1 protein-coding gene is annotated in these 1025 nt (G+C 75.8%); it reads left to right on the forward strand.

The window, feature by feature from the left end; all coding sequences use genetic code 11:
- Positions 1 to 1025, forward strand: a 1025-nt coding sequence (locus ACWEN3_RS46955) for an RNA polymerase sigma factor (protein WP_452984617.1), incomplete at both ends; no start/stop codon positions are given.

Genomic DNA, 1025 nt, shown 5'->3' on the forward strand with positions numbered 1-1025 from the left:
GACCTCGCCGAGGAAGCGGTGCAGGACGCCTTCACCATCGCCGTGACCCGATGGCCGGAGGCCGGCGTGCCGCCGAGCCCGGCCGGCTGGATCATCACCACCGCCCGCAACCGGGCCGTCGACCGGCTGCGCCGCGAGTCCTCCCGGGACGCCCGGCACGCCGAGGCCGCGCGTCTGTACGCGCCCGCCGCACCGCCCGAACAGGGCCCGGTGCACGACGACCGGCTCCGGCTGATCTTCACCTGCTGCCACCCCGCGCTCGCCCTGAGGTCCCGGGTCGCGCTCACCCTGCGACTGCTCGGCGGCCTGAGCACTCCGCAGATCGCCCGCGCCTTCCTCGTGCCGGAGCCCACCCTCGCCCAGCGCCTGGTGCGGGCCAAGGCGAAGATCCGCGACGCCGGCATCCCGTACCGCGTGCCCGGGGACGCCGATCTGCCGCAGCGGCTCGGCGGTGTCCTCGCCGTCGTCTACCTGATCTTCAACGAGGGCTACACCGGCGACTCCGCCCTGTGCGCGGAGGCGATCCGCCTCGGCCGGCTGCTCGCCGGGCTGATGCCGGACGAACCGGAGCCGACGGGCCTGCTGGCGCTGATGCTGCTGGCCGAGTCCCGGCGGCCCGCCCGGCAGCACGCGGACGGCACCCTCGTCCCGCTGCCCGAGCAGGACCGCGCCCGCTGGGACCGGGCGCTGATCGCCGAGGGCCAGGACCTCGTGCGGCGCTGTCTGCGCCTCGGCCGGCCGGGGCCGTACCAGATCCAGGCCGCGATCAACGCCGTGCACAGCGACGCGCCCACCGCCGCCGCCACCGACTGGCGGCAGATCCGGCGCCTCTACGACCAGCTCATGGCCGTGGCGCCGTCCCCGGTCGTCGCCCTGCACCGGGCGGTGGCCGTCGCGGAGGTCGCGGGACCGGCCGAGGCGCTCGGCCTGGTCGATGCGCTCGACCTCGGCCATTACCACGTCCGGCTGCACCGAGGTCACGGTGCCGGGGAGCTGGTTGCGGATGCTCAGGGTCATGGGCACCC

The sequence above is a fragment of the Streptomyces sp. NPDC004561 genome (genome assembly GCF_053602155.1).